This is a genomic window from Pseudonocardia sp. P1, assembly GCF_000178675.2.
Taxonomy (GTDB): Bacteria; Actinomycetota; Actinomycetes; order Mycobacteriales; family Pseudonocardiaceae; genus Pseudonocardia.
In genome coordinates, this window is the sequence record NZ_ADUJ02000001.1 from 1542168 (window position 1) to 1565088 (window position 22921).

The following is a 22921-nucleotide window of genomic DNA, read 5'->3' on the forward strand; positions in this document are numbered from 1 at the left end:
CTGTGCCAACGTCTCCGGCCATGCCACGACGGCAGGTCATTGCAGCCCTGGGAATCGTCCTCGTCGCCGCTCTCGCGGTGACCGCGTTCGCCGACGCCGCCCGTTCCGGGCAGGGTCAGGCAGCGCGCTCCAACCTCACCCTCATCGCCCCCGCAGCCGCCGGGGGCGGCTGGGACCTCGTCGCCCGCGAGGCGCAGCAGTCCATGCGCACGGGCAACGTCGTCAACACCGTGCAGGTCGTCAACATCCCCGGCGCGGGCGGGACGATCGGTCTCAACCAGCTCGCCGGCCTGGCTGGTGAGGAGACGACCATGATGGTCACCGGGACCGTGATGCTCGGCGGCATCAGCCAGTCCAACAGCCCGCTGAGCCTGGAGGACACGACGCCGATCGCCCGTGTCGCCGAGGACTTCGAGGTGATCGCGGTGCCGGCGGACTCGCCGTTCCGCACGCTGGAGGACTTCCTCGCCGCGTGGAAGGAGAACCCGCGCGGCCTGCCGGTCGGCGGCGGCTCCGCGGGCGGCATCGACCACATGGTGGCCGCGCAGCTGGCGCAGGCCCGCGGGGTGCCGGTCGAGGACCTCGTCTACACCCCGCACCCGGGCGGCGGCGAGCTGACGCTCAGCCTGCTGTCGACGGCGGCCGGCACCGTCGGCGTCGGGATCTCGGGGTACAACGACTTCCGCGACCTCGTCGAGGCCGGGCAGCTGCGGGTGCTGGCCGTCGTCTCCCCGGAGCGTCTGGAGGGCGTGGACGCGCCGACGATGGACGAGCTCGGGCTGCCGCAGGTCGACCTCGTGAACTGGCGCGGCCTCGTCGCCCCGGCCGGGATCACCCCGGAGGAGCGGGCGGAGCTGGAGCAGATCACCCGCGAGATGGTCGGGACCGAGTCGTGGGCCGAGTCGGTGGAGCGCAACCGGTGGGTGCGCAGCGAGGCCTACGGCGACGACTTCGGCGAGTTCCTGGTCAGCGAGCAGCGCCGCATCGACGATCTTCTGAAGGAGCTGGGGCTGGCATGAGCCGCCGTCCGCCACATCTGTCGAGGGGCGCGCTGGTCGTGCCCGCGATCCTGACCGCGCTGGGGCTGTTCCTGGTCTACGGCACGCTGACGATGGAGGTCGTCGGTGACGGCGGCCTGTTCGGCCCGACGACGATGCCGTGGATCGTCGCGGTGCTGTGCTTCGTCGTCGCGGTGGGGCTGGCGTTCGACATCCTGCGGCCGCGCCGCGAGTACGACGCCCCCGCCCGGACCCCGGAGCCGGCGGTCGCCGCCGGCGCGTCCGACGGCCCCGCCCCGGCCTCCGGGGACACGGCCGCCGGTGACACGGACGAGGAGCCCGCGGAGCGCACCGATCCGGAGGGGGTGAACGCCCCGGCCGTGCTCACCGCGGTCGGCGGCGTCGTCGCCTTCATCGTCGTCCTGCCCTGGCTGGGCTGGATCCTCTCCGCGACCGGCCTGTTCACCGCCGTCGCCGCCGCACTGGGCAACCGCAGGTGGCTGCCGGTCGTCCTGGCCGGCCTCGCACTGGCCTCCGCGATCCAGGTCGTGTTCAGCGGTCTGCTCGGCATCTCCCTGCCCGCAGGCTTCGTCGGCCTCCTGGGAGGTGGCCTGTGATGGACCAGCTCACCAACCTGCTCGGCGGCTTCGCCGACGTCCTCAGCCCCTCCGCACTGCTGTTCGTCTTCCTCGGCGCCCTGCTCGGCACCGCCGTCGGCGTCCTGCCCGGCCTCGGCTCGTCGATGGCGGTGGCGCTGCTGCTGCCGCTGACGTTCGTCCTCGAACCGACCAACGCCCTGATCATGTTCACCGGCATCTACTTCGGCGGACTGTTCGGCGACTCCATCGCCGGGATCCTGATGAACACCCCCGGCAACTCCACCGCCATCGCCAGCTCCTTCGAGGGCTACCGCATGGCCCAGCGCGGCAAGGCCGCCCAGGCACTGGCCACCGCCGCCATCGGCGCCTTCATCGGCGGCATGATCGCCTCCGTGCTGGTGGTGTTCTTCGCCCCCACCCTCGCCGAGCTCGCCACCGGGTTCGGGCCCGCCGAGTTCCTCGCCCTCGCCGTGTTCGCCTTCGTCGCGATCTCCGCGGTCGTCGCCGACTCCGCCATCCGCGGCCTCGCCGCCCTGGCCATCGGCCTGACCCTGGCCCTGATCGGCATCGACCAGCCCTCGGGCAGCCCACGGTTCTCCTTCGGCTTCCCCGCCCTGCTCGACGGCATCTCCATCGTCGTGATCACCGTGTCCCTGCTCGCCCTCGGCGAGGTGTTCCACCAGGCCGCGAAACTCGGCCGCACCACCGACCAGGAGACCGTCCTGCCCACCGGACGCCCCTGGCTCTCCCGCGCCGAGTTCCGCGCCGCGCTGCCCGCGTGGCTGCGCGGCACCGGCTACGGGCTCCCCTTCGGCGTCATCCCCGCCGGCGGCGCCGAGGTCCCCACCTTCCTCGCCTACGGCACCGAACGCCGCCTCGACCGCCGCCGCGACACCCCCATGTTCGGCAAGGGATCCATCCAGGGCGTCGCCGGCCCCGAAGCCGCCGGCAACGCCACCGCCGGCACCGCCATGGGAGCACTGCTGGCACTGGGCCTGCCCACCTCGGCGACCGCGGCGATCCTGCTCGCCGCGTTCCAGCAGTACGGCCTGCAACCCGGACCGCTGCTGCTCGAACGCTCCGGCGACATCGTCTGGGCCCTGCTCGCCGGGTTCTTCCTCGCGATGATCGTGCTGCTGATCCTCAACCTGCCCTTCGCACCACTGTGGGCACAGCTGCTGCGGGTCCCGAAGTCCTACCTCTACGCCGGCATCGCCGTGTTCGCCGCGTTCGGTGTCTACGCCGCCGGGGCCAGCACCGTCGACCTCGTGATCATGCTCGTCATCGGTGTGCTCGGACTCGCCATGCGGCTCTACGACATCCCGGTCGCACCGGTGCTGATCGCGGTCATCCTCGGCCCGCTGGCCGAGTACTCGCTGCGCGACGCCATGGGCAACTCCGAGAACGACCCCGCCGTCCTGGTCTCCAGCCCGATCACCGTCGTGCTCTACCTCCTGCTCCTCGCCGGACTGGCCTGGACGGGCTGGCGCAGGTTCGCCGAGAAGCGTGCCGCCGACGTCTGACCCGGCGGCACACCCCGGTCCCGCCGTGCTCCCCACGGCGGGGCCGGAGGATCACGTGGCCCGGGCGAGACCGATCGCCCGGGCCAGCGTCGTGAGCCGCTCGTCGAGGGTGTCGCCCGCCGGGTAGAGGCGCACGGTGCCGATCCCGGCCGCCGCCCAGTCCCGGAGCCGCGCGGCGACACGCTCCTCGGTGCCGATCAGCGTCGTGCCGAGCACCATGTCGTCCGTGACGAGCGCGGCGGCACCCGCCCGGTCGCCGCCGAGCCAGGCGGCGCGGACGGCGTCGGCCCGCTCACCCCAGCCCTGGCGGCGGTAGGCGTCGAAGTAGAAGTTCTGCTCCGCCGTGCCCATCCCGCCGAGGCTGAACGCGATCCCCGGGCGGCGGGCGTCGACCATCGCGGCCTCCTCGCCGGGGTCGGCGGCGAACGCGACCTCGGCCCCCTGGCAGAGCTCGACGTCGGCACGGGTGCGCCCGGCCGCGGCGAGCCCGGCGTCCAGCGGGGACAGGTAGGCCGCGGCGCCCTCCGGGACGAAGCTGGTGCCCAGCCAGCCGTCGGCGACCCGGCCGGTCAGCTCCAGCATCCGCGGCGAGAGCGCCGCGACGAACACCGGCAGGTCCGGCACCGGGGTGGTCGACAGGCGCATCGGGCGACCGCGGCCGCCGGGCAGCGGGATCGCGACGGTGTCGCCGTCGTGCGAGATCCGCTCGCCGGCGCAGGCCGCGCGGATCACCTCGATCGTCTCCCGGAACCGGGTCAGGGGGCGGTCGAACGGCACCCCGTGCAGACCCTCGATCACCTGCGGGCCGGACGGGCCGAGCCCGAGCACGAACCGGCCCTGCGACATGTCGTGCAGGGTGAGCGCGGCCTGCGCGACCGCGACCGGGGAGCGGGTGCCGACCTGGATCACCCCGGAGCCGAGGCGGATCCGGTCGGTGCGGGCGGCGAGGAAGCCGAGTGCGGACGGCGCGTCGGAGCCCCACGCCTCGGCGACCCAGCAGTCGTCGAGCCCGAGCTTCTCGGCCTCGGTCACGAACTCGACGGTCTCCGCCCAGTTCCCCCCGGACGCCTCGACCGTCGTCGCGGTGCGCACCTCAGGACTCCCCGGTGGACCGGACGAGCCCGACCGGGCTGCGCTCGGGGACGTCGCCCGCGGCGAGCACCGCGGACGCGAGCGGGTCGAGCAGCGCGGCGAGCTCGTCCGTACGGTCCCCGCCGAGCGCCGTCCACGGCCGGGCGGCGGCCGCGTCGGTGAGCCGCTCGATCTCGGTGTGCTCGGCGGCCCCGGCGGACGTCAGGGTCCCGTCGGGGCCGGTCCAGCCGCGGCGGCGGGCGTCCTCGGTCCCGGCGGCCCAGTCGTCGTCGCTCCACCCGCGGGCGGTGCGCAGCCACTCGGCGTCGGTCTCCCCCGCGGCGGCCTTGAGCAGGTGCGCGGCGACCGGGCCGACACCGCGGGCGACCAGGACGGCGACGTGGCCGTCGCCGCGGTGCTCGCGCAGCGTCGTCGTCGCCTGCCAGAGCGTCTCGACCGCCCCAAGGGGGCGGGGCAGTGCCGCGTTCGCGGCGGCGAGCACCCGGCCCTCGACGTCCACCTCGGACGCGGCCGCCCAGGCCAGCTCCGCGGCCCGGTCCACCGGGCCGGTCCCGATCCGCCGCAGCGCGGCGGCCGCGCCGGACGACCGGGCGTCCAGGGCGGCGGCGGGCGGGGCGAGCGACCACACCTCCGGCAGCGCGCGGGCGGGCATCGACGGGTGGAAGTTGTGGAACGCGGCCGTCACCGGCGCCGGACCCACCGGCCCCAGCGGGGCGGCGCGCATCGCGAAGTAGCCCCGCCAGAAGCCGCGGTAGCCGGCCGCCTCGGCGGCGGCGCGGGCCTCCGGGGTGAAGTACACGACGTCGTGCACCGGTTCGAGGCGTTCCCACAGCGCACGCGCGGCCGGCACCGGCCCGGGAGGTGGCGTCACCGGCGCACCGTAACCCGTGTGCGGCGCCGGTGGCGCGCACGCCGCCGGGCCCGCACACCACGCGGGTGTGCGGGCCCGGACGGGCTCCCCTGCTCGGCGGTCAGGAGAGGTGGTGCCGCTCCTGCAGCGCGTAGACCGGCGTGGAGATGCCCTCCTGCCGCGCCTTGAGCTGCAGTGCGAGGTACAGCGAGTAGAACCGGCTCTGGTGCAGGTTGCCGCCGTGGAACCAGAGGTTCTGCTGCTGGGTGGGCTTCCACATGTTGCGCTGCTCGCCCTCCCACGGGCCCGGGTCCTTGGTGGTGTCGGAGCCGAGACCCCACACCTTCCCGACCTTGTCCGCGACGTCCTGGCCGACGATGTCGGCGGCGAGTCCGTTCATCGACCGGTAGCCGGTGGCGAAGACGACGAGATCCGCGTCGAGCTCGACCGTGGCTCCGTCCGATCCGGTCAGGCGCACGCCCTTCTCGGTGAACTCCTGCATCTGGCCGCGGACCAGCTTCACCTTGCCGTCGGCGACGAGCTCGGCCGCGCCGACGTCGATGTAGTAGCCCGAGCCCCGGCGCAGGTACTTCATGAACAGGCCGGAGTCGTCGTCGCCGAAGTCCAGCTCGAACCCGGCGTCGGTCAGCCGCTGGTAGAAGTCGGCGTCGACCTCGCGGGCCTTGTCGTAGGCCGGCTTCTGGAACTGCGCCATGATCCGGTACGGCAGCGACGCGAAGATCATGTCCGCGGTGTAGGTGTCGACACCGGCCTTGACCGCGCGCTCGGAGTACAGGTCGCCGAGGCCGTACTCCATCAGCGTGTCGGACTTGATGATGTGGGTCGAGGACCGCTGCACCATCGTGACGTCGGCGCCGACCTCCCAGAGGGCGCCGCAGATGTCGAAGGCCGAGTTGTTCGACCCGATGACGACGACCTTCTTGCCCTGGTAGGCGTCCGGCCCGGGGTGCTGCGAGGAGTGCTGCACCTCGCCGCGGAACTGCTCCCGGCCCGGGAAGTCCGGCACGTTCGGCTTGCCGGAGACCCCCAGCGCGACGACGACCTGGCGCGGGCGGAGGGTGACCTCCTCGCCCGCCCGGTCGACCACGACGGTCCAGCGACCGGTGGCCTCGTCGAACTCGGCGGACCGCGCGGTGGTGGAGCCCCAGTAGTTGAGCTCCATGATCCGCGTGTAGAACTCGAGCCAGTCGCCGATCTTGTCCTTCGGGGCGAAGACCGGCCAGTTGTCCGGGAACTTCAGGTACGGCAGGTGGTCGTACCAGACCGGGTCGTGCAGGGCGAGGCTCTTGTAGCGCCTGCGCCAGGAGTCGCCGGGGCGCTCGTTGCGCTCGACGATGATCGTCGGGACGCCGAGCTGCCGGAGCCGGGCGCCCAGCGCGATGCCGCCCTGGCCGCCACCGATGATCACGACCTCGGGGTCGCGGGTGCGGCCCAGCTCGGACAGCTCCTCCTCGCGCCGCTCCTTCCACGTGACCCGGTCCGGGTTGGCGCCGTGCTCGGTGCCGAACGGGCGGTTCTCCCGCATCGGCTCCTCGTGCCCCGTGAGCTCGTCGAGGGTGGTGAGGAGGGTCCACGCCTTCCCGTCGACGATGCGGACGTGGCCGGAGCCGCGGCCCACCGCCGTCGCGAAGGTGAACCAGGCCTCGGTGACGCCGTCGGCCTCGGCCGGCTCCGCCGACAGCTCCCACCGCGACGGGTCGGTGCCCTCGAGGGTGTTCTCGAGCAGGTCGCGGACACCGGCGTGGTGCTCGACCGTCTTCAGGTTCCAGGTGAAGGAGACCAGGTCGCGCCAGTAGCTCTGCTCGGCGAACAGCGACACCGCCCGGTCGACGTCCCGGGCGGCCAGCGCCTCGCCGAAGGCGTCCAGCCAGCCCTCCGCGGTCGTGCGCGCCGCGGACTTCTCCTGCGTGGTGGTCACGTGAGCACCTCCTGCGAGCGGTTCGCCGCGACCACGGGGCGCTCGCCGTCCCTGCCGCGGTCGTCGGGGCAACGGGAGCAGTGAACACCACCGTCGTGACGCGCGACACGGGTTGCGGCGAGGTTGCAACCGCTCGGCCTACCGGAAGAGCAGCACTCCGCGGCCGCGCTGCCCGCCCGCCTCCAGGGCGCGGTGGGCCTCCGCGGCGTCCCCGGCGGGCCAGGTGGCGGCGACCCTCGGGGTGAGCCTGCCCGACGAGGCGAGGTCGCGGATCGCGAGCAGCGTCTCCCGGTCCTCGGCGACCGTCCGCACCCACACCGGGTGCCAGGTGATGCCGCGCTCCGCGGTGCCGCGGTGACCGCGGACGGTGGCGATCCGGCCGCCGTCCCGGACCGCGGGCAGCAGCGCGTCGCCCTGCAGGGAGCCGTCGGCCGGCCCGTCGACGCCGTCGGGCAGCGGGACGGCCGACCCGGCCGGGACGACGACGTGCTCGGCGTAACCGCCGTGCGTCCCGTCCGGGCCTCCGTGCGTGGTGAGTCCGACGGCGCGCATGGACCCACCCTCACAGTCAGGCGGGATCGGGGCGCGGTGGGAGCGTCTCCCCCGCCTCGACCGCCACGTCGAGGTGGTTCCCGGCGGGCGGCAGCGGGCAGGTCGCGTGCGCGGTGAACGCGCACGGCAGGTTCACCACGCGGTTGAGGTCGAGGCGCAGCGCGCCGTCGGCGCCGGGGTCGGCGGTCTTCAGGATCCGGCCCCCGCCGTAGGTGGTGTCGCCGGAGGTGGCGTCGCGGAAGTGCAGGGACAGGCCGCCGTCCCTCCCGGACAGCGCGACCAGGCGCTGCTGTGCGCCGCCGTGGCGGAACGTCACCTCGCCGACGGCGGTCGGGAAGTGCTGCAGCCCGTCGACGACCGCGTCGACGGTGATCCGGCGCGGCTCGTCGTAGGGGGTGAAGGCGGCGTCGACGACGGCGGCCTCGTCGTAGGGGTACGCGGGGACCCCGGTGAAGGCGGTGCGGGTGACCGCGTGCGGGTCCCGGATCCGCAGCGCGGAGGAGTCGGTGCGGCGGGCGATCTCGACCATCCGGTCGCCGACGGCGACCATCACGCCGGGCGCACCGTCGACCGGGTGCAGGTCCACGGTGCCGTCGAGCGGGGTGTCGGCGCCGGGCGGCACGACGCCGTCGGCGGCGGCCGCGGTCACCGTCACCGTCCCGCCGCCGGTGGCCCGCCAGGTGCCGGGGAGGCCGGGGACCGTGCCCGGGCCGTCGTCGAGCCAGTGCAGGGCGGTCAGCGACAGCCAGCCGTGCGGCTCGCGCAGCGTCTCCTCGCGGGAGGCCTTCCAGGCGGCGTGCTCGGTGCGGGCGTCGGTACCGGTCGTCATGCCGGTGGAACGCGGCGTGCGCCGGATGACTTCCCGGGGGGGGGTGTCAGTGCACCCGGTGCCGTTCGGCCTCGGGGTCGGTGCGGGTCAGCGCGATCACCCCGGCGAGCGCGACGACGACGCCGATCAGCGCGGCGCCCGCCCAGCCGTCCCGGATCCGGTCGCCGAGCAGCGCGATCCCGACCACGCCCGGCACCACGACCTCGGTCACCGACAGCACCGCCGTCGCCGGGCCGACCGGGCCGTTCTGCAGCGCCTTCGCGAACGCCAGGACACCGAGCACCCCCATCACGACGACGCCGTACACCAGCGGGTCCAGCAGCAGGTCCCCGATCGTGTCCCAGCGGAGCGGCCCGGGGTGCAGGGCGCGCACGGCGAGCGCGGTGCCGCCGAACCCGAGCCCGGCGAGCAGCGCCAGCAGCATCGGGCGTCCCGTCCGCCACACGAACGGCGTCGCGACGAGGATCAGCACGAACGCGACGAGCAGCGCCGGGGTCGCCGCCGGGGGCAGCGCCTCCGGGCGGTCCGGTTCGGCCGCGGCGGCGACCAGCACCAGCCCCGCCAGCACGGCGACGACGGCCCACCGGTCCCGCCACGCCAGGTTCCACGGGTTCCAGCCGTGGTCGGACAACGTGGTGAGCGCGATCGCGCCCGCCAGGATCGACTGCACCGCGAACACCGGCAGGTACCGCAGCGCGACGACGGTCAGCACCCAGGCCACGACGTCCGCGAACAGGCCCGCGAGGAACCACGGCTGCTGCCACACCGGGCGCCCGTAGCGGGCCAGCCTGCTGCCCCGGGCCTCCCACAGCGCGGCGATCGTGTTGCCGACCATGGCGGCCACGGCGATCAACAAGGCGAACACGGTCGTCATCTCCGCCCATCCTGCCCCCTCCCGCGCCGGGCGGCTCCGGACACGCCGATCCCCACGGCGGGAGGACGCGGTGCACACTCGGGCCATGCGCATGCAGTTCGGTGTGGACGAGGACGAGGCGTTCCACGAGTGCGCGGGCCGGCTGATCAGCGGGTTCGCGGACTGGCTCGACGAGAACGACCTGGTCGCCGAGCCCGTGTCGGCGGAGCTGCTGCTGCAGTACAAGTGGCTGGAGGCCGACGGCGACCTCGCCGCGTGGCCGCTGGCACACGTCGAGACGTTCCTCGACGGCTGGTGCCCGCGCGTCATGACCGAGTACCGGCTGCCGGTGCGGCTGGTCCCGCTCAGCGTCGCGTCGTTCGTCGAGTACCTCGACGAGCGCGGGTTGCTGACCCCGGACAGCCCGCGGCCGTCGCAGGTCCGGCGGTTGTGCACCGCCTACGCCGACGACTACGACGAGCTGGAGGCCCGCGGCGTCCACCCGGTGCTCGACGAGTTCGGCACGCCCCCGGACCCGGTCCGGATCCCGGGACCGGCCGACCGCGCCGCCTCGGCCGCGGCGGCGACGGTGCTGGCCGACGCCCGTGCGCTCGCCACCTGGTGCGGGCCGTCGGGCCGGGTCCTGACGAGGACCGGCAACCTGCGCATCGCCGACGCCCGGGAGCTGGCCGGGAAGCTCGGCACCGACGATCTCGACTCCCCCGCCTTCGCCCGGCTCGACCGCGCCGACCGGCTCCCGGTCCTGACCTGGGTGCTGGAGACGGCGGTCCGGGCCGGGGCGGTGCACCGCGAGAACGGCCGGCTCGTCGCCGGCGGGCGGTTCGGCGGGCTCGACGACACGACCGCGCACGAGGACCTCGTGCTCGCCGCACGGGACCAGGGCGTGCTGACCGTCACCGGGGAGCGGCGGGTGCCCGACGGGGCCGAGCCGCTCGACGTCCTCGACGGCCTGCTCGAGGAGCCGCCCGCCGGGACCGACGACGAGGACGGGCGGAACGCGCTGGAGATCCTCGCCGAGCAGCTCGGCCGGGCCGACGGCGAGGAACTCCTCGACGAGGACGGGTTCGACCAGGGCACCCCGGTCCCCGAGCCCGCCGACGACGCCACCCCCGCGTTCCTCGCGCTGCTGCGCCACCCGGTCGAGGGGATGCCCTTCGACGATCTCGCCGCCCTGCTCGACCTGGTGCTGGGCTGGGACGGCGGCCCCGCGGGCGACGGGGCCTTCCCGGCCCGGATGCTCGTCACCCGTCTCGAGCGCCTCGGCCTCGCCGAGTGGTCGGACTCCACCCTGGAGCAGGACGACGTGCTCGGCGCCGACGTCCGGTCCGGCGGGCGGGTCACGCTCACCCCCGGTGGCGTCGCCTGCGGTCTGCTGGTGCTGGCCGCGGAGAGCCTGGAGTTCCCGACCCGCCCCGATCCGGCCGTGGCGTCGGTCGAGGAGATCGTCGACCTGGCGGGCGAGGTGACGCCCACCGAGTGGCGCCGCGACATCGACGCCTGGCACGCGGCGCAGCCCGACCCGGACCGTGCGGTCGCGGCGTTCGTCGACCGGGCGCTGGCACCGGGACGCCCGCTCGTCGTCGTGCTGACGGCGACCGGCGTCGCCGCGGACAGGTTCGGGGACGACGTCGTCGACGGCCTGCTCCGCCGGCACCTCGACGGTCCGCACCGGGCCCAGGTGGCGCGCCGCCTGGTGGCACGCGGGCAGCTGGACCCGGGCACGCTCGAGCCGGAGCTGCTGCTGCAGGCCTCGATCGACGTCCTCGCCGTCACCGTCGACACGATCGGGTCCGACGAGTGGCCCGCGCTGTTCGCCCGGGAGTTCCCGGCCGACGCCGCGGAGGTGTTCGACGAGCTCTGGCGGCTGGACCATCCCCGGCTCGGCGACGTGCTCACCGAGGTCGGTGCGCACCATCCCGATGCGCGGGTCGCGGAGGCCGCCCGCACGGCGCTGTCCCGGTGGCGGGGCCGCAGCGGCGGGCACTGACCGGTACCGGAGTCTGGCCCACCCGGCCGGATCGTGCGAACATATGTTCGTGCGCGGCCTGGCCACCATCCTGCACGCCGACCTGGACTCGTTCTACGCGTCGGTCGAGCAGCGGGACGACCCACGGCTGCGCGGCCGCCCGGTGATCGTCGGTGGCGGGGTGGTGCTGGCCGCGAGCTACGAGGCCAGGGCGTTCGGCGTGCGGACCGCCATGAACGGCGGCCAGGCCCGCGCGCATTGCCCGGGCGCGATCGTCGTCCCACCGCGGATGGCGGCCTACTCCGAGGCGAGCCGGGCCGTGTTCGCGATCTTCCGGGACACCACGCCCGAGGTGGAGGGCCTGTCGATCGACGAGGCGTTCCTCGAGGTCGGCGGGCTCGCCCGGATCGCGGGCACGCCCCGGGAGGTCGCGGCCCGGCTCCGTGCCCGGGTGGCGGCGGAGGCCGGGCTGCCGATCACCGTCGGCATCGCGCGGACGAAGTTCCTCGCCAAGGTCGCGAGCGGCGTCGCGAAGCCGGACGGGCTGCTCGTCGTGGACCCGGCCCGCGAGCGGGAGTTCCTGCACCCGCTGCCGGTGGAACGGCTGTGGGGGGTCGGCGCGGTCACCGCGGGGAAGCTGCACGAGCTCGGCGTGCGCACGGTCGCCGACGTCGCCGGTCTCGGCGAGGCCGCGCTGGTGTCGTTCCTCGGTCCGGCGAGCGGGCGGCACCTGCACGCGCTGGCCCACCTGCGCGACCCCCGCCCGGTCGACACGCACCGCTCGCGGCGGTCGATCGGCTCGCAGCGCGCGCTCGGCCGCAGGTCCCGCACCCCGGAGGAGCTCGACGCGATCCTGGCCGGCACCGTCGACCGGCTGGCACGGCGGCTGCGGGCGCCCCGCGAGACCGGTGGCGGGCGGGTGTGCCGCACGGTCGTGCTGCGTCTGCGGTTCGGCGACTTCGCCCGCGTCACCCGCTCGCACACGCTCCCGGTGCCGACCGCGCACACGCCCACGATCCTGACGGCGGCCCGGCGGCTGCTGGTCGCGGCGACGCCGGAGATCCGGGACCGCGGGATCACCCTGCTCGGACTGTCGCTGACCAACCTCGACCGCGACGACGCGGTGCAGCTGGAGCTCCCCCTCGACGCGCACGCCGGCCCGGCACTGGACACCGCGCTCGACGAGGTGCGCCGCCGGTTCGGTGCCTCCTCGGTGTCGCGGGCGACCCAGCTCGGCCGCGACCAGGGACTGCAGGTCCCGCTGCTGCCCGAGCACGAGTGAGCACCTCAGCAGGACGGGTTGCTGCCGAGCTCGCGGGTGGTGCGGATGTAGTAGTTCGTCACCCAGCCCTCCTGCGGGCCGAGGATGCGGTACCAGACGGTGTCGCCGCGGACCGCCTCCCCGCGCTGCCAGCAGCCGATCCGGACCGGGGTCCCGGACTCCGGGATGGTCCCGACGACCGCGAAACCGGTGCCCGGTCCGGAGCGGACCTGCAGACCCTCGATCGAGGTCCGGGTGCACCCGGACAGCACGAGAACCCCGCACAGCACCACGAGGCCCTGCGCCACACGCTTCCGTCGCACACCCTCACCTCACCCGATCAGGTGACATCGCGGATGCGCAACGTAGCGATGAGCGACCGACCGTGCACGGCGAATCGCGGTCAACCCACGGTTGACGACCCAAGATCGTCAACCTACAGTTGACGCATGACCACTCCGTCCCCCGTCACCGGGACCGTCCGGCTCGACGACCTCATCTCCGCCATCACCGACGTCCACTCCGACCCGCTCGAGCAGCTCTCCGGCGCGGTGCTCGCGGGCGACCACCTCGGTGACCTGGCCGACCACCTGATCGGCCACTTCGTCGACCGGGCCCGACGCTCCGGCGCGTCCTGGACCGACATCGGCCGCAGCATGGGCGTGTCCAAGCAGGCCGCCCAGAAGCGCTTCGTCCCGAAGCCCGACGAGCCGGTCGACCCCGAGGAGGGCTTCAAACGGTTCACCCCGCGCGCCCGCGGCGTCGTGGTCGCGGCGCAGAGCGAGGCCAGGAGCGCCGGCAACGACCGGATCACCCCGGCGCACCTGGTGCTCGGCCTGGCGGCCGACCCGCAGGCGCTCGCCGTCGTCCTGCTGGAGCCCCAGGGGGTCACGCCGGACGCGCTGCGCGAGGCCGCCGTCGCGCGGCTGCCGGAGCGGGTGGAGCAGGTGCCCGACCTCGTCCCGTTCGACGGGGCCGCGAAGAAGGCACTCGAGCTCACCTTCCGCCAGGCGCTGCGGCTGGGCCACAACTACGTCGGCACCGAGCACATCCTGCTCGCCCTGCTGGAACAGGAGGACGGCGACGGCGTGCTGTCCGGGCTGGGCGTCGACGGCCCGCGTGCCGAGGCCGCGATCGTGAAGGCGCTCGCCGCGATCGCCGCGCAGCAGGAGCAGGGCGACGGCTGAGAACCGGTCAGGACGCCAGCTGGTAGCGCGTGTGCTGCAGGATCGTCCACGCCACCAGCGCGGGATTGTCCATCATGGGCACGTGCCCGACACCGGGCAGCACCACCAGCTCGGCGCCGGGGACGGCGTCCATCAGCGGGCGGCCGTAGCGGCCGTACGGGATCGTGCGGTCCGAACCGGACCAGGCGATCCGGACCGGGCAGGGCAGCTCGTCGAACGGCACGATGGCCGTCTCCATACTGGCCGCGGACAGCAGCGGGTCGAGCACCGTGCACGCGGCGAGATCGTCGAAGAGCACGGCGACGTCCTCGGCCGAGTACAGGTCGGCGCGTTCCGCGAGGGTGAGCAGCAGCAGGCGCCGGACCAGCCCGCACGACGCGAGCAGCCGCACCGGCGTCCACCCGGCCAGCAGCGCCCCCACCCGGAAGGTGGCGAGCAGCCGGTAGAGGTCCTTCGGCAGCGCCCACGCCCCGGCCGGGGACAGCGCGACGACCGAGCGGGCCCGCCCGCGCCGGGCCAGCTCCAGCGCGGCCCAGCCGCCGAGCGAGTTCCCGACGACGTGCGGCATCTCGTCGATCCCGAGCTCGTCGAGCTGCTCGACCAGCGCGTCGACCAGGACGTCGATCGAGAACTCGCCGTCGGGCAGCGGGGGGCCGTCGCGGTGCCCGGGCATCGTGACCGCCCAGACGTCGTGGTGCTCCTCCAGCATCGGGAGCAGCGGCGTCCAGGCCCGCCACGACGACGTCACGCCGTGCAACAGCAGCAGCGGCTCGCCGGAGCCGCCCCGGTGGAACGCGGTCATCTCACGATCATGGGCGCCGCGGCGCCGGGATGCAGCGCGAGCACCTCGTCGAAGCCCGCGGCCAGGCACTCGGCGAACAGGTCCCGGTCGGTGATCGCCGCCGCGTCCAGGTTGGCGCCGACGCAGCAGACGTCGCCGTGCGTGACGACCGAGATCATCGCCGCGCAGCCGGGCAGCGGCGCGAACGGGTAGACCCGCTCGATCCGCGCGCCGCACAGGAACGCCTCCGAGCGCAGCCCCGGCACGTTCGACGCCTGCAGGTCGTTCCCGGCCGTCGACCCGCCGGCGACCAGCGTCAGCAGCGGGCCCGGCAGCCGCGCCAGCAGCGGCGCGACGACGTCGGTGCTCTCCAGCGCGGGCTCGCCCCGCGCCGCGCGCATCTGCTCGCCGACCGCCCGGATCCGCTCGGCCGGGTCGGTCACGCCCATCGGCGCGGCCAGCCGGGCGGGCGCCCACCGGTTCCCGCCGGACGAGTCGCCGTCGCGGCGCACCGACACCGGCACCGACGTGCGGAGCGTGGTGTCCGCACCGACCGGCCGGCCCATGCGCTCGTGGTAGTGCCGGAACCCGCCGAGCAGCGCGGCCACGTAGGCGTCGTTGAAGGAGCCGCCCACCGACTTCCCGGCCGCCCGCAGGTCGGCGAACACGACGTCGACCGCGACGAAGCGCCAGGACAGCCCGCGCGGGCGCAGCAGCTCGGAGCCGCCACCCGACGGCGGGGACAGCACCCGCACCGCCGAGTCGAGGTAGCGGGCCGTCTCGCGGGCCGCGGTCAGCGGGTGGGTCAGCGCCCCGAACACGTCCCGGGCCGCGCGCGCCGCCGACGGCACGATCCCGGCCTCGCGCCGCACCAGCCGGTCCACCTCGGCCAGCGGGTCCGGCGCCTCGGTCGTCGGCGCCGGCGGCTGCGGCTTCGTGTCGTCGTGCTCGCGCTTGCGGCTGTGCAGCTGGGACAGCAGCTGGACCGCCCCCATGCCGTCGGTCAGCACGTGGTGCAGCTTCAGCAGGAACGCGGCGCGGCCACCGGGCAGCCCCTCGACCAGCATCGCCTCCCACGGCGGCCGCTCCCGGTCGAACGGGGTCATCGCGAACTGCTCCGCGATCGGGCCGAGCTCGCTCCAGAACCCGGGGCCCGCACCGGGGATCCGCACCCGTCGCAGGTGGTAGTGCAGGTCGAACTCGACGTCGTGGATCCAGTACGGGGTGCCGAGCCCGGCCAGCGGCTCGCGGACCCGCTCCCGGAACCGCGGCACCATCCGGGTCGCCCAGTCGACGGCCGCGACCAGCCGGTCCCGGTCGGGCTTCGTGTCGAGCAGCTCGACCGCGAGGACCGGCGAGCGGTAGCGCGGGTCCTCGGCCTCGGCGCGCCACATCATCACCTCGAACGGCGACATCTCGCGGACCGATCCCCAGGACAGCGGGACGTCGCTCATCGGGTGCCGCCCTCCGGCCAGTGGGTCAGTGTGTCGACGAACAGGTCCCGGATCTCCTCGGAGTACTTCCCGGCGTTCTCCGGCACCCAGTTGGTGGTGTCGACCGGCGGGTGCACGGCGACCTGCACGGTGCCCGCCCGCAGGGTCTGCGCGCCGCGCCACATGATCTCGCCGGCGTTGCGGATCACGACCGGCACGATCGGCACCTCGGCCTGCATCGCGATGTGGAACGCGCCCTTCTTGAACCGGCCCAGCCGCGGCGTCGGGGAGCGGGTGCCCTCCGGGGCGATCACCAGCGAGATGCCCTCGTCGCGCAGCTTGGCGACGGCCGGCCGGAGCGCCTCGCGGGCCTGCCGGCTGTCGCCGCGGTCGATGAAGGCGACGTCGGCCATCTGGAACAGCTGACCCCACACCGGGATCTGCGCCGCCTCCTTCTTCGCGACGCCGGTGAAGCTGCCGCGCAGCAGCTTCATCAGGACCGGCACGTCGAACTTGGACTGGTGGTTGAACACGAACACGCACGGCCGGGCGGCGACGAGGTGCTCCGCGCCGGTCACCTCGACGTCGATCCCGGACAGTCCGAACGCGACGTCGGACCCGACCGACGCGGCCAGGTCGACGAACCGGCGGCGCGAGCCGTGCAGCAGCCCGGCACCGGCCGCGGCGGCCAGCCCGCCCGCCATGCCGCCGTAGAACACGGCGGTGCGGGCGACGTCGGCGACGTCCGGGAGGAGCCCGCCGCGGGGCGCGCAGTCCAGCACCGGCCAGCCCAGCTCGACGGCGACCCGGCGCAGCGAGTCGGTCGGCGACACCGCGACCGGGTTGCCGACCGCGGAGAGGAACTCGGCGTCCTCGGTGCCGTTGGCGTACCCGAAGCAGTCGGTGAGCTCGGCATCCTGGGCCTCGGCGTCGGCACGGACCGCGGCGGCCTTCCCGGCGCCCCACAGCGAGATGCCGGCGACCCGCCCGGTGAGCACGCCGTCGCGCACCTCCAGCTCGGTGCACAGGACCCGGTCGGCGCCCAGCTCCTCGGCCATCGGCTGGACCTGGAACCGGGTCGCCGACGACGCCATGACGACCTGGTGCCCCTGCTCCTGGTGCGCGGCGACGAGCTCCCACACCTCCGGGTGCAGCGCACCCGCGATCTCCTCCTTGAACAGCGTCCGGCCCAGTGCGTGCAGCTCGTCCTCGCTGCGGCCCTTCCAGGTGGCCAGGGTGATCGAGAGGAACTCCTTGAAGTCGTCGTCGGTGCGGATGCCGCGCATGCCGGACAGCACCGTGCGCACCATCTCGACCGGGCCGACGTCGAACTCGCGCAGGCGCTTCCGGTAGAAGGCACCTGCCGAGTACCCGTCGATGACGGTGCCGTCGTAGTCGAAGTACGCGATCGTCCCCGGCCCCGGCGGGGCCTCCCGGATCGCCCGGAGCCGCTCGGCCCGGGCGGTCTCAGCTCGCGACACCACTGTCCCCCTCCGCACGTGCGTGGTCACTGTCGGACGCCACGGCCGGCGCCGCGGGTACCGGGTCCGCCGACCGGGAGCCGTCCGTCGCCGATCCCAGGACGACGGCGAGCCGGGCGCGCTGCAGCTGCGCGAGGCGGCCGAGGTCGTCGATGACGCCCGTCACCTCGTCCCGCCACATCCGGCGGCGCTCACCGAGATCGGCCGCCCCGTCGCCCGCGTCGGTGAGCAGGCCCCGGTTGCCCGCCTGCCGCACCGCGGTGGCGTAGAGCTCGCGGGACACCGAGTCGGCCCGGTCCAGCCGGTGCTGCAGGAGCATCTGGCCGCCGACGCCGAGGCACTCCTCGAGGAACGGCCCCTCCTCGGTCAGCGCCTCGTCGTCCCGCGCGGCGAGCCGGTCGGCGACGACGAGCTGGGCGTCCAGGAAGGAGCGGAGCACGCCCGGGGCGACGAGCAGCGGCGCCTGGCGCAGCGCGCCCCGCACGTCGGCCGGCGCCGCGGCACGCGAGCGCCAGTCCGGGTCGACGAGATCGAGCTCGTGCAGGATCTCGTCGCGGAACTCCCGGCGGGTCGAGAAGAAGAACTCGAACTTCAGCAGGTCCCGCAGCCGGGCCAGCTCCCGCCAGGCGACCTCGACGAGGTCCTCGCCGTCGCCGGCGTCGCCGATGCGCAGCAGCGCCACCTCGAGCAACGCCCGGTTGAGCAGGTGGTGCAGCGTCCCGTTGCGGTAGAACGCGGCCACGTGGTGGCGGCCCGAGCTGATCGAGAAGACCGGCTCGGTGCCGTCCTCGAAGATCGTCACGACGCCGGCCTCGGCCAGCCGGTCGAGCGTCATCCGCAGGCCGTGCCGGGTGCGCAGCTCGGCGATCGGGACGGGGACGCCGCGCGACTCCAGGTAGTCGGCCAGCGGCGCGACGACCTCCCGGACCTGCTGCAGGGTCAGTGCCCGGTCCCGCGCCGAGAGCAGCGCGAAGGTCGCCAGCGACGTCGCGGTGGCCGGGGTGACCCGGTTGATCCCGGCGCACACCCGGAAGGCGACCTTGTCCAGCTGCGCGGACCCCTCGCCGGCGTCGGAGAGTGCCTGCCGCAGCCCGATCGGCTCGGCGAACCGGACCCGCGCTGTACCGATGTGCCGGCGCTGGTCGCGGAAGTAGTGGTAGAGCCAGCCCAGGCCCTCGGCCTTCTTCTCGCCGCCGCGCTGCTCGGCGGCCATCGCGCCGACCTCGTGCAGCTGGTCGTAGGCGATCGACACCGGCACGAGCACGGCGTCGAGCTCCGGGCGGTCCTCGATCGCCGAGACGAGGTAGCGGAGCAGGCCGATCCGCGGCTTGCGGAGCTTGCCGGTGCGACTGCGGCCGCCCTCGATGTACCACTCGAGGTTGAACCGCTTGGCGAGCAGGTGCCCCAGGTACTCCTGGATCGCCGCCTTGTAGACGGTGTCGCCGCCGAAGCTGCGGCGGATGAACACGACGCCCGCGCGCCGGCCGAGCGCCCCCATCGGCCAGAACGACAGGTTGTTGCCGCCGAGCACGTGGTTGCGGGGGAAGTTGCGGTCGTGCAGCACCTCGGCGAAGAGCAGCGGGTCGGCGTACGAGCGGTGGCTGGGCAGGAACACCAGCGCGTGCTCCTTGTTGAGCTCGCGCAGCCGCTCCAGGCCCGACTCGTCGACCTGGACGTCCCAGGCCCGGGAGTGCATCGGCCCCATCATCGCCCGGAAGACGTCGATCGCCGGCGGGCTCTGCACCGCGGCCATCTCGTGCAGGCACGACTCGAGTCGGCGCTCGATCTCGGGGGCCGGCTGCCCGGTCCGGCGCGCGAGCCGCTCGACGAGCGCCGGGAACCGGGTCGACGAGGTGATCTGCTCGACCATCCGGCGCGGCACCTTGTACCGGTCACCCAGCACGCGTCGTTCGGCCCGGTCGCAGGCCAGGACGGCCTGGCGGGCGACGAACCGCGCGAAGCCGTGCGACCCCGGCCGCCCGTTCTCCTGCGCGACGAACCGGGAGACCAGGTCGGCGACGGTCGCGGGCTCCCCCGCGACGACGCGCGCGGCGTCCGGCCGGTGCCGGGCCATCGACGGGTGCAGCGGCGACCACGCCATCCGCATGACGGCGGTGGTCGCCAGCCCGGCGAGCTTGCGGACCGCCCCCGGCTCGTCGGACTCCGGGGTCACCCAGGTGACCCGGGCCGGGACGATCACGGTGGCGTCGTCGGAGTGCAGCGACTCCCCGAGCGCGGACGGGACGTCGGACCCCACGCCGAGGGGCACGACGACCGAGCCGGGATGGTGCTCCTCGGCCCAGCGCCGCAGGATCGTGCGCTCGGTGTGCGACCGCGACTGGGCCACCACCACCTCACGGGTGCCGCTCGGTCCGTCCGTCGTCATGGAACCCCCGTTCGGACCGCCGCCGCACCGCGGCGTCGTGGGGACCCAACGTAGTTACCGATGAGTTCGGGAACAACAGGGACACGGCCCGGGGCCTCAGCCGACCAGCGACCACGCCTCGGTGAGGGTGTGCCGCAGGATCTGCTCCATCTCGTCGAACTCGGCCTGCCCGGCGACCAGCGGCGGGGCGAGCTGCACGACGACGTCGCCGCGGTCGTCGGGACGGCAGTAGAGCCCGTTGTCCAGCAGCGCGCCGGGCAGGAACTGCTTGACCAGCCGCTCCCGCTCCCCCGCGTCGAAGGTCTCCCGGGTCTGCCGGTCCTTGACCAGCTCGATCGCCCAGAAGTAGCCGTCGCCACGGACGTCACCGACGATCGGCAGGTCCAGCAGCCTGCGCAGGGTGGTCTCGAACCCCGCGGCGTTGCCGAGGACCCGGCCGTAGAGGTCCTCGCGTTCCATCAGGTCGAGGTTCGCGAGCGCGACGGCGGCCGAGACCGGGTGCCCGCCCCAGGTGTAGCCGTGCGGGAACGTGACCCCCGGGGCCAGGAACGGCTCCATCACCCGGTCCGAGGCGATCATCGCGCCGAGCGGGCCGTAACCCGACGTCATGCCCTTGGCGCAGGTGACGATGTCGGGGGTGAACCCGAACTTCGCGCAGGCGAACGGGTGCCCCTGCCTGCCGAAGGCGTTGATCACCTCGTCGGAGACCAGCAGCACGTCGTGGCGGTCGCAGATCTCCCGCAGCCGCGCGAAGTACGACGGCGGCGCGGTCAGGCAGCCGCCGGAGTTCTGCACCGGCTCGACGACGACGGCCGCGACCGTGTCGGCGCCCTCGAAGAGGATCGCCTCCTCGACCCGGTCCGCGGCCCAGCGGCCCAGCGCCTCGGCGTCGCCGTCGAACTCGGGGTGCCGGTAGAGGTTGGTGTTCGGCACCCGGAACCCGCCGGGCGCGAGCGGCTCGAAGTCCTTCTTCATCGCCGGCAGGCCGGTGATCGCCAGCGCCCCGTGGGTGGTGCCGTGGTACGCGGTCGCCCGGCTGATCACCTTGTGCTTGGCGGGCCTGCCGAGCAGCGTGAAGTACTGCTTGGCGACCTTCCAGGCGCTCTCCACGGCCTCCCCGCCGCCGGAGGTGAAGAAGACCCGGTTCAGGTCCCCGGGTGCCAGGTGGGCGAGCCGCTCGGCCAGCTCCGCGGCGGGCGGGGTGGTGTAGCCCCACACCGGGAAGTACGCCAGCTCCGACGCCTGCCGCGCCGCCACCTCGGCGAGCTCGCGACGACCGTGACCGGCCTGGACCACGAACAGGCCGGCCAGACCGTCGAGGATCCGCCTGCCCCGGTCGTCCCACAGGTGCACACCCTCGCCCCGGGTGATCACCGGGACCGGGTTCGCCCCGTCCCGGCCGTGCATCCGGGCGAAGTGCATCCACAGGTGCCGGCCCGCCGACCGGGCGGCCTGCGACGTCCCGGTGGCGGTGGGGTCCTCGAGTGCGGTCATGGGGCGCTCCTTGCTCCGCGGGGGACGCGGGTCCCGGCGTCCGTGGGCCGCGGGCAAGCATACGAGCCGGGCGGCCCGCGCCGCCCGGCCGCGGGATCACCCGAGGTCGGCAGAGAGGAGCTCCACCTGCCCCATCGAGGCCGCGACGGCACCGTCGAGCGGGCGGCCGTAGCCGGCGGCGACGTCGGCGGCCCGCCGCGACCCGACCGTCCAGCCGTGCCGCTGCAGCCACTCGACCGGGCCCTCGCTGCGCGGCTCGTCGAAGAAGAGCTCGCGGACGTCGGTGCCGAGCATCCGCTCGGAGAGAGCGCGGAAGTGCGGGTCGGACACGATCCGGTCGATCGAGACGCCGAAGTGCTCGACGGCGATCCGGCTGCCCGGCGCGGACAACGCGTGGACCCGCTCGAACAGGAGCCGTTCGGCGTCGGCGGGCAGGTACGGCAGCAGTCCCTCGGCCAGCCACGCCGTCGGGCGCGCCGGGTCGAACCCGGCCTCGGTCAGCGCGAGCGGCCAGTCGTGCCGCAGGTCCACCGGGACGGTCTCCCGCCGCGCAGTGGGTGCCCGGCCGGCGTCGGCGATCACGCCGTCCTTGAAGGCCAGGACGCGCGGCTGGTCGACCTCGAAGACGGTCGTCCCGGACGGCCAGTCGAGCCGCAGTGCGCGGGCGTCCAGGCCGGCGGCGAGCAGCACGACCTGGCCGGTCCCCGCGCCGCGCAGGGCCTCGTCGAAGAACCGGGACCGGACGCCCTGGTAGGTGGCCTGCAGGCGCCACAGGTCGTCGGGGTCCTGCGGGTCGCCCTGGACGTCGACGCCGTGCCCCGCGGCGTCGACGAACGCCTGGGCGAGCGGATCGTCCACGAGCCGGTCCGTGCGGCGGGTCTCGGTGGCCCGCCCGGCGGCGACCGCGAGAGCGGTCGCGCCCACGCTGCTGGTGATGTCCCACTGATCGTCGGCGGTACGCATGACGATCACCGTACGACGGTTCATTAGCATTGCTCAGGTCAACGCGTGATGATCACTCACGTGGCGGAGGACGTACCGGACACCCGGTCCCATAGCCGTCGGGCGCGGTGACCCGTAACACACCCCGGGGGCGGCCCGAGTCCACGCGATGGACCTCCGCCGGGTCACCGGGTACATCGCGCTGGGCCTCCTCGCGCTCTACCTGCTGTGGCTGCTCTCGCGGACCGCCCCGGAGCTGCGCAAGAGCACCCGGGGCCGTCGTCTGCGGGCCCAGGTGCTGTCCGTGCGGCTGTGCGCGGTGGCGCTGGCCGGACTGTTCGTGGGGCTCGTCCACTTCTGGGCCCCCGCGTGGTGGCAGGTGATCGTCGCGGTGCCGGTCACCTTCGCGCTGGCGACCGGGCTGCGCCGGATCCACCGGAAGCTGGTCGCGCTGCCCCGGCACCGCGTGCCGCTCGCCCAGCGGGTCCGGCGCACCGGGCACTTCCAGGTGATCCGCGAGCCCGGCTCGTCCGGGCCGCACCGGCACGCGGCGGGTGAGCTCGGGACGGCACCGTTCGTGGTGCCCGGTGCGGAGCCGGACACCGCCGTCCCGCCCGACGCGCCGGACGGTGGGTCCCTGTTCGACGTGGCCCCCGTCGACGCGGTCCCGCCCGCGGAACCCGACGACCCGGGCCGGTCGCGGCCCGGGTCCGGGTACTGAGGACGCCGGCCCG

General features: G+C 74.4%; 20 protein-coding genes. 7 read left to right on the top strand and 13 right to left on the bottom strand.

Features of this window, described 5'->3' with window-relative positions; genetic code table 11:
• Positions 1-20 precede the first annotated feature (20 nt).
• From PP1_RS06665 to PP1_RS06675, 3 genes are read left to right on the top strand one after another with little or no spacing between them, the layout of a single operon-like run.
• On the top strand, positions 21-1019 hold the full coding sequence (locus tag PP1_RS06665; protein ID WP_029240118.1) for a Bug family tripartite tricarboxylate transporter substrate binding protein: 999 nt from the start codon (positions 21-23) through the stop codon (positions 1017-1019).
• Entirely contained in the window at positions 1016-1615 is a 600-nt protein-coding gene (locus PP1_RS06670) for a tripartite tricarboxylate transporter TctB family protein (RefSeq protein WP_075314101.1), read from the top strand. The genes PP1_RS06665 and PP1_RS06670 overlap by 4 nt, the downstream gene beginning before the upstream one ends.
• Positions 1615-3120, top strand: a complete 1506-nt coding sequence (locus tag PP1_RS06675; RefSeq protein ID WP_010243265.1) for a tripartite tricarboxylate transporter permease — start codon at positions 1615-1617, stop codon at positions 3118-3120. Before PP1_RS06670 ends, PP1_RS06675 begins: the two co-directional genes overlap by 1 nt.
• A gap of 51 nt (positions 3121-3171) precedes the next feature.
• Here the strand turns inward: PP1_RS06675 and PP1_RS06680 are convergent, their stop codons facing one another.
• From PP1_RS06680 to PP1_RS06705, 6 genes are all read right to left on the bottom strand, one after another.
• Complete coding sequence (locus PP1_RS06680; RefSeq protein WP_010224807.1) at positions 3172-4212, bottom strand: LLM class flavin-dependent oxidoreductase; 1041 nt, start codon at positions 4210-4212, stop codon at positions 3172-3174.
• Between the two features lies 1 nt (position 4213).
• Positions 4214-5083, bottom strand: a complete 870-nt coding sequence (locus tag PP1_RS06685; RefSeq protein WP_249265960.1) for an SCO6745 family protein — start codon at positions 5081-5083, stop codon at positions 4214-4216.
• A gap of 100 nt (positions 5084-5183) precedes the next feature.
• Complete coding sequence (locus PP1_RS06690) at positions 5184-7001, bottom strand: NAD(P)/FAD-dependent oxidoreductase (RefSeq protein ID WP_010226511.1); 1818 nt, start codon at positions 6999-7001, stop codon at positions 5184-5186.
• A 138-nt stretch (positions 7002-7139) separates the two neighbouring features.
• Positions 7140-7553, bottom strand: coding sequence for a zinc-binding dehydrogenase (locus tag PP1_RS06695; protein ID WP_010226509.1), 414 nt, complete (start codon positions 7551-7553; stop codon positions 7140-7142).
• 16 nt (positions 7554-7569) lie between these two features.
• The gene (locus tag PP1_RS06700) at positions 7570-8382 is read right to left on the bottom strand and encodes a DUF1684 domain-containing protein (RefSeq protein ID WP_010226507.1); all 813 of its coding nucleotides are present in this window, start codon (positions 8380-8382) and stop codon (positions 7570-7572) included.
• Positions 8383-8428: 46 nt separating this feature from the next.
• Positions 8429-9256 (bottom strand): hypothetical protein, encoded by an 828-nt coding sequence (locus tag PP1_RS06705; RefSeq protein ID WP_010226505.1) that lies wholly within the window; start codon positions 9254-9256, stop codon positions 8429-8431.
• A gap of 85 nt (positions 9257-9341) precedes the next feature.
• Between PP1_RS06705 and PP1_RS06710 the strand changes: the two genes are divergently transcribed.
• Together PP1_RS06710 and dinB are read left to right on the top strand one after the other, a co-directional pair.
• Positions 9342-11243 carry a hypothetical protein gene (locus PP1_RS06710; protein ID WP_010226504.1) on the top strand — a complete coding sequence of 634 codons (1902 nt, stop codon included), beginning with the start codon at positions 9342-9344 and terminating at the stop codon, positions 11241-11243.
• A gap of 43 nt (positions 11244-11286) precedes the next feature.
• Positions 11287-12504, top strand: coding sequence for a DNA polymerase IV (dinB, locus tag PP1_RS06715; protein WP_010226503.1), 1218 nt, complete (start codon positions 11287-11289; stop codon positions 12502-12504).
• Positions 12505-12509: 5 nt separating this feature from the next.
• Here dinB and PP1_RS06720 read toward each other — a convergent pair whose 3' ends face one another.
• Entirely contained in the window at positions 12510-12806 is a 297-nt protein-coding gene (locus PP1_RS06720) for an SH3 domain-containing protein (protein ID WP_083680542.1), read from the bottom strand.
• 126 nt (positions 12807-12932) lie between these two features.
• On the opposite strand from PP1_RS06720, the gene PP1_RS06725 reads away from it, so the two are divergent.
• On the top strand, positions 12933-13670 hold the full coding sequence (locus tag PP1_RS06725; protein WP_010226501.1) for a Clp protease N-terminal domain-containing protein: 738 nt from the start codon (positions 12933-12935) through the stop codon (positions 13668-13670).
• 7 nt (positions 13671-13677) lie between these two features.
• Here the strand turns inward: PP1_RS06725 and PP1_RS06730 are convergent, their stop codons facing one another.
• From PP1_RS06730 to PP1_RS06755, 6 genes are all read right to left on the bottom strand, one after another.
• Complete coding sequence (locus tag PP1_RS06730) at positions 13678-14472, bottom strand: alpha/beta fold hydrolase (protein ID WP_010226499.1); 795 nt, start codon at positions 14470-14472, stop codon at positions 13678-13680.
• Entirely contained in the window at positions 14469-15905 is a 1437-nt protein-coding gene (locus tag PP1_RS06735) for a wax ester/triacylglycerol synthase domain-containing protein (RefSeq protein ID WP_010226497.1), read from the bottom strand. Before PP1_RS06735 ends, PP1_RS06730 begins: the two co-directional genes overlap by 4 nt.
• A complete protein-coding gene (locus tag PP1_RS06740; protein ID WP_010226495.1) occupies positions 15902-17368 on the bottom strand; it encodes an HAD-IB family hydrolase in 1467 nt (488 codons plus the stop codon). Before PP1_RS06740 ends, PP1_RS06735 begins: the two co-directional genes overlap by 4 nt.
• Positions 17352-19751: a glycerol-3-phosphate 1-O-acyltransferase gene (locus tag PP1_RS06745; RefSeq protein WP_010226493.1), complete on the bottom strand. Its 2400-nt coding sequence runs from the start codon at positions 19749-19751 to the stop codon at positions 17352-17354. Before PP1_RS06745 ends, PP1_RS06740 begins: the two co-directional genes overlap by 17 nt.
• Before the next feature lie 96 nt (positions 19752-19847).
• Positions 19848-21245, bottom strand: a complete 1398-nt coding sequence (locus PP1_RS06750) for an aspartate aminotransferase family protein (protein ID WP_010226491.1) — start codon at positions 21243-21245, stop codon at positions 19848-19850.
• A 96-nt stretch (positions 21246-21341) separates the two neighbouring features.
• Positions 21342-22208: an SAM-dependent methyltransferase gene (locus PP1_RS06755; protein ID WP_033198976.1), complete on the bottom strand. Its 867-nt coding sequence runs from the start codon at positions 22206-22208 to the stop codon at positions 21342-21344.
• Positions 22209-22356: 148 nt separating this feature from the next.
• Between PP1_RS06755 and PP1_RS06760 the strand changes: the two genes are divergently transcribed.
• A complete protein-coding gene (locus PP1_RS06760; RefSeq protein WP_010226487.1) occupies positions 22357-22908 on the top strand; it encodes a hypothetical protein in 552 nt (183 codons plus the stop codon).
• Positions 22909-22921: the final 13 nt, after the last annotated feature.